Here is a 5,241-nt window from a genome sequence, read left to right on the forward strand (position 1 = left end):
CCGGCCTGGGCCGGGTCCAGCGGGAGCCGACCAGCGCGCCGCGGCCCGGCCAGCCCGGGCCGCGGTCGAACAGTAAGGTCAGCGGTCGTGCGAGTCGGTGCCGCGGGTGTCAGGCGGCGGGACCGGGCGGCCGTTCCGCCGTTGCCCGTTCTCGAAGCACCCACGAAAATGCGACGCCGTCCCGCAACTGGCCTCGGAAGCTATCGCGCCGCCTGGATGGCCGCGACCGCCGCGTGTGCATCCGGCACCGTGATCGTGACGACCCGCCCACTCCGCAAAGTCAACCGCAACGTCGGTCCAGAGCGAACCGTGCAAGACGTACGCCCCGGCGTCCACCAGAAGCCGTAAACCACCGACCACACCGGAAGGTCGACGACCTCAGCCCGCTCGATCTGCGCGATCCGATAGGTGCCACGCGGCCAGCCGAGCACCCCAAACCGGACCGAAACCCCGTTCGGCCCTGCCGCCGTCCGGATCGACCCCGCCGTCAGCAGGTTGACCAGCGCACCGGTGGCCGCGACGAGCAGCGGGATCACCAGGGCCGGGCCGTTGCCGAGCACGAGCAGCGGCACTACCAGGGCGATGCTCAGCACCACCATGGGCCAGTTCGTGACCCGTCCGGTGTAGAGGGAGAACGGGCCCGTTCCAGGAATCGCGGATGCCGTCACGGGGCACCGTCCTTTCGGTTGGTCACGTGAGCTGCTCGATGAGGCGGATCAGGTCGCTGCGTCCGAGCCCGTACCGGCGGGCCACCGCCACCAGTTCCTGGGCCGCCTCGGCGACCGGGGCCGGCTCGGTCATGGTCGACGCGACGCGCGCGCCCCGGCCTCGGCGGAATTCCAGCAGGCCGTCGTCGCGCAGCTGCCGGTACGCGGCCAGCACGGTGTTGCGGTCGACTGACAGCGCCGAAGCCAGCTCGGCCGCCGGCGGCAGTTGCTCACCCACTTTGAGCTCGCCCGTGACCACGCCTTGGCGGACGCATCGGGCGATCTGGTGCTGGAGCAGCTCCCGCGACGAATGATCGATCAGCCACCTCATAGTGCTAGCATTATCAGCACCATTATTCGAGTGAGTCAAGCCGTTCGCGCACCCATGCCAGCGTCGCCACGCCTTGGGCTCGCTGGAAGTCGCGGACGGTCGGCAGGCCGGGCGGGTCCGGCTGGCGAGCGGCGTCGAGGAAGAAGCCCGCCATGCCGGCGAGGAGCGCGGTCAGATCCTGTGGGTCGACGCCGGGCGTGTGCTCGGTGAGCAACTGGTCCGCCGGCTGCCCGCCGTAGAGCCGTACGTTGATCAGCAGCAGCACCGTGTCCACCCAGCCCGCGCCGCGGCAGGCCCAGGGCCAGTCGACCAGCGTGACCCGGCCGTCCGGGCCGACCAGCAGGTTGTCGGCCCGCACGTCGAAGTGCACGAGCGTGTCCCCGGCAACCGCGGTCCGCGCCCGGTCGGCGAGCGCGCACAGCCGGTCGAGGTGCTGCTCGGCCCAGGGGTCGAGGTCGGCCGGCGGGTCGGCGGCGATCCGTTCCCAGCCGCCGAAGTCGTAGCCGAGGACGTCGGCCGCCAGCGGTACGTCGGTGACCGGTGACGGGGTGAGCCGGCGAGCCAGGTCCCGCAGCACGGTGAGTACGGTGGCCAGTTCGCCGGCCTGCCACGGGGTGTGCGGATGCCGGCCGGGCACATCCTCGAGCACGAGCGCGACCCACTTGCCGTCGTCGTAGGTGCCCAGCAGGCGTGGCGCGGCTGCTTCCTTCGGCAGGCGGGCCGTGACGGCTGCTTCGCGTCGGTGCATGTCGACGCTGACCGGATTCTGTGCCGTGCTGACCGCTTTGACGAAGGCCTGGGTGCCGGCTGCGGTCCGTACCCGGTCGGCGGTGCCGGGGGAGAACCCACCCGGCTGCGACACGGCCGCCACGACGGGGGAGCCGAGCAGGTCCTCGATCGCCGCACGGACCTCGCCGGGAAGGTCCGCCCAGCCGATCCGTACGCCCGTTGCTGTTGTCATGCCGGGATTCTGACCGCCGGCGGCACGTGCGCGCGCCCCATTTCGCCGGAGGTGGCAACCAGCACTGGGCTAGGTCGCCGCGAAGGTCAGAGTGGGATGTTCAAATCCGGCACGACGGCGGTGCGGCCTAGCTCCCAGAAGGCGATGGCGGCGGCGGTCGCGACGTTCAGCGAGTCCACATTGTTGTGCATCGGAATGGCGACGCGGACGTCACTGGCCTCCAGCGCCTGGCGGGTGAGCCCGGGGCCCTCGGCCCCCAGCAGCAGGGCGGGCCGCTCCCGCTGACCGTCGGTGAGGTGCTGCAGCGCCACCGCGTCGGGCGCCGGGGTCATCGCGAGCAGGGTGAAACCGGCGGCCCGGACGGCGGCGAGGGTCTGCGGCCAGTCGTCGGCTTTCGCGTACGGGATGGCGAAGACCTCGCCCATGCTGACCCGTACGGCCCGGCGGTACAGCGGGTCCGCACAGGTGGGGGAGAGCACCACCGCGTCGATGCCGAGCGCCGCTGCACTGCGGAAGAGTGCGCCGAGATTCGTGTGGGTGTTCAGCCCCTCCAGCACCGCCAGCCGCCGGGCCCCGGCAAGAAGCTCGTCCAGCGGCGTCAGCGCCCGCCGGTGGAAGGACGCCAGGATGCCGCGGTGGACGTGGAACCCGGTGACCGACTCCAGCACGTGCGGGGCGGCGGCGTAGAGCGGCGCGTCGGCGGGCAGATCGCCGAGTTGGTCGACCCGCTTCTCGTCGACCAGGGCGGACCGCAGCCGGTACCCGGCCCGCAGCGCGCGGTGGATCACCAGTTCGCCCTCGGCGATGAAGAGCCCGTTCGGCGGCTCCCACTTGGTCCGCAGCTCGACATCGGTCAGCGCCCGGTAGTCGGCGATCCGCGGGTCGTCGGGGTCGGTGATGCTCAGTGCTGGCACAACCGGCATTCTGCCTGCCGCGGCCGGGGCGCCCACGACCGACCGGGTACGCGGCAGGATGGGGGCATGTTCATCGATTCGCTGGAGACTCTGCGCAAGCGCCGCAGTGCCAAGTGGCGCACGTACCCCGATGATGTGCTGCCGATGGGCGTCGCCGAGATGGACTGCTCGCTGGCCCCGGCCGTGACCGCCGCCCTGCGGGCGGCCGTCGACGCCTCCGACACCGGCTATTCGGCGGCGGAGCCGGAGCTCGGCGAGGCGGTCGCCGGCTTCGCGGCCCGGCGCTGGGGATGGGAGGTGGACCCGGCCGCGGTCACCGCGGTCACCGATGTGGGCGTCGGCGTGGTCGAGCTGCTGCGGATGCTCACCCGCCCGGCGGACACCGTGGTGATCAGCCCGCCGGTCTACCCGCCGTTCTTCGACTGGCCGCCGGAGGCCGGCGTGCAACTGCGGGAGGTGCCACTCACCGCCGGATACCGCCTGGACCTGCCGGCCCTGGAGGCGGCCTTCGCCGCCCACCCCGCGGTCTACATCCTCTGCAATCCGCACAATCCGGTCGGCCGCGTCCACACCCCGGACGAGCTGGCCGCCCTGGTCCGGCTGGCCAAACTGTACGGCGTGACGATCATCAGCGACGAGATCCACTCCCCGCTGGTGCTGCCGGGCGCCCACTTCACGCCCACCCTGACCGTCCCCGGAGCGGCGGAGGTCACGGTGAGCCTGGTGTCGGCGAGCAAGGCCTTCAACCTGGCCGGCCTCAAGTGCGCGGCGATCGTCACCGGCGGCCCGGCCATGGCGGCGCTGGTCGAGCGCTTCCCGCGGGACATCCGCTGGCGCACCGGCCACCTGGGCGTGGCGGCCACGGTGGCGGCGTTCAACGACAGCGATGCCTGGCTCGACGACCTGCTCACCGAGCTCGGCGCCCGCCGCGCCGAGCTGGGCGAGCAGCTGAGCACCCGCCTGCCGAAGATCAACTGGATCCCGCCGGAAGCGACCTACCTGGCCTGGCTGGACTGCCGAGCCCTGGGCGACGACAACGAACCCCGGGAGCTGTTCCTGTCCCGCGCCCGGGTGGGCCTCGAACCAGGCACCCGCTTCGGCGCCCGCGGCGCAGGCTTCGTTCGGCTGAACTTCGGCACAAACGCGGATATCCTCAACGAGGCGACCGCACGTATGGCGAGCGCCACCGACAGGTAGCGGCGGCGGCCCGGACGCTGCGGCAGTACGGTTGTACTGTTCGCGTCGTTCTGCCGTCGGGGGTGTGCAGGTGTCGTCCGGTCCCGGGTCCGACCCTCATATGCTGGCGCTGCTGCGAGCCATCCGGCTGCGGCTCGCCGCACCGGACGCGGCTGCCGCGGGGGCGGCTGATACCACGGCGGCTCTGGGTGGTGCGGAGGCCGAGGAAGCGCCCGCCGGCGAGCCGGTCCACCCCGACTGGCTGATGCATCCTGACTGGCCAGCCGCGTCTCCTCCCGACCAGACCTCGCCTTCCGCTCAGCCGTCCACTTTCGCAGGCGGGGATCAAGTCAGGCCGGCCGGTGCCTTGCCCGCGGCGGATCTGCCTGGCCTGCCAGCGGCGAGCCCGCCTGACCTGCCGGCGGCGCATCCCCTGCGGGAAGCCTCGCCCGGCGGCGTGCCGCGCGTGGAACGGGAGACGGCCGGGAACGACAGCCGGGCCTGGCGCGCGAGTGTCGGCCCGATGCCGCGTGGGCCGCGGCCGCCCTATCAGGCTCCTTCCTCGCCGGGCAGCGTTCCCTCACCGCCGGCTGGCCCGACTCCTTCCGCGCCCACGCCAGGGACCGGGTCTGGGCCTGGCTATGTGGTCCCAGATGCCGGGGGGCCTGTACCGCTTCCGGGGAGTGACTCCGGTGAGCCGGTGGCTCCCGGGAGCGTCGACTCGCCCGGGTGGGCTCCCGGCCGGTCCGGGACGACACCGGTGCCGGGCGGTGTGCCGATCCGGCCGGGCTCGGCGCCGGCCGTGCCTGATCTCGACGACTTCCTTCCGGATGCCGGTGCAGGCGAGGGTGGCCGGGTGATGCCCAATCCGATCGGATCGGGGCCGTCCGGGTCCGGCTTTCCATTCCTGCGTGGGGGGAACCCGGCCCTTCCATCGGCGTTCAGCACGACGCCGGTGCCGGGTGCGGCGCCTGCGCCGGGTGGCGGCGCGGGATCGACTCCTGGAACGTCCGGCGGCGGCCCGGGAACGACGTCCGGCGCGGCTCCCGGTGCGGGAACTGGAGTTGGCGCGGCGCCCGGCTCGAGCGGGGCGCCTGGCGCCGGTTCCGGTTCGGGAGGGGGACCGGGTGCCCCCACCGGCTCGGGAGGGGG

6 protein-coding genes are annotated in these 5,241 nt (G+C 72.8%); 1 reads left to right on the forward strand and 5 read right to left on the reverse strand.

The features are described from left to right. Window positions 1–200 precede the first annotated feature (200 nt). From AB0C29_RS32340 to AB0C29_RS32355, 4 genes are all read right to left on the reverse strand, one after another. Window positions 201–668, reverse strand: coding sequence for a hypothetical protein (locus tag AB0C29_RS32340; protein ID WP_360828236.1), 468 nt, complete (start codon window positions 666–668; stop codon window positions 201–203). A 22-nt stretch (window positions 669–690) separates the two neighbouring features. Further along, on the reverse strand, window positions 691–1,038 hold the full coding sequence (locus tag AB0C29_RS32345) for a GntR family transcriptional regulator (RefSeq protein ID WP_360828239.1): 348 nt from the start codon (window positions 1,036–1,038) through the stop codon (window positions 691–693). A 22-nt stretch (window positions 1,039–1,060) separates the two neighbouring features. Beyond that, window positions 1,061–1,999, reverse strand: a complete 939-nt coding sequence (locus AB0C29_RS32350) for a phosphotransferase (RefSeq protein WP_360828242.1) — start codon at window positions 1,997–1,999, stop codon at window positions 1,061–1,063. A gap of 86 nt (window positions 2,000–2,085) precedes the next feature. Next, complete coding sequence (locus AB0C29_RS32355; RefSeq protein WP_360828245.1) at window positions 2,086–2,913, reverse strand: RNA methyltransferase; 828 nt, start codon at window positions 2,911–2,913, stop codon at window positions 2,086–2,088. A gap of 66 nt (window positions 2,914–2,979) precedes the next feature. Here AB0C29_RS32355 and AB0C29_RS32360 point away from each other — a divergent pair, with 66 nt between their 5' ends. Next, the gene (locus AB0C29_RS32360) at window positions 2,980–4,110 is read left to right on the forward strand and encodes an aminotransferase class I/II-fold pyridoxal phosphate-dependent enzyme (protein ID WP_360828248.1); all 1,131 of its coding nucleotides are present in this window, start codon (window positions 2,980–2,982) and stop codon (window positions 4,108–4,110) included. Window positions 4,111–5,030: 920 nt separating this feature from the next. On the opposite strand, the gene AB0C29_RS32365 is transcribed toward AB0C29_RS32360, so the two are convergent. Further along, a partial coding sequence (locus AB0C29_RS32365) for a hypothetical protein (protein WP_360828251.1) occupies window positions 5,031–5,241 on the reverse strand: 211 nt, incomplete at its 5' end.

It is taken from the genome of Actinoplanes sp. NPDC048791 (assembly GCF_040650095.1).
In the GTDB taxonomy this organism is placed as follows: domain Bacteria; phylum Actinomycetota; class Actinomycetes; order Mycobacteriales; family Micromonosporaceae; genus Actinoplanes.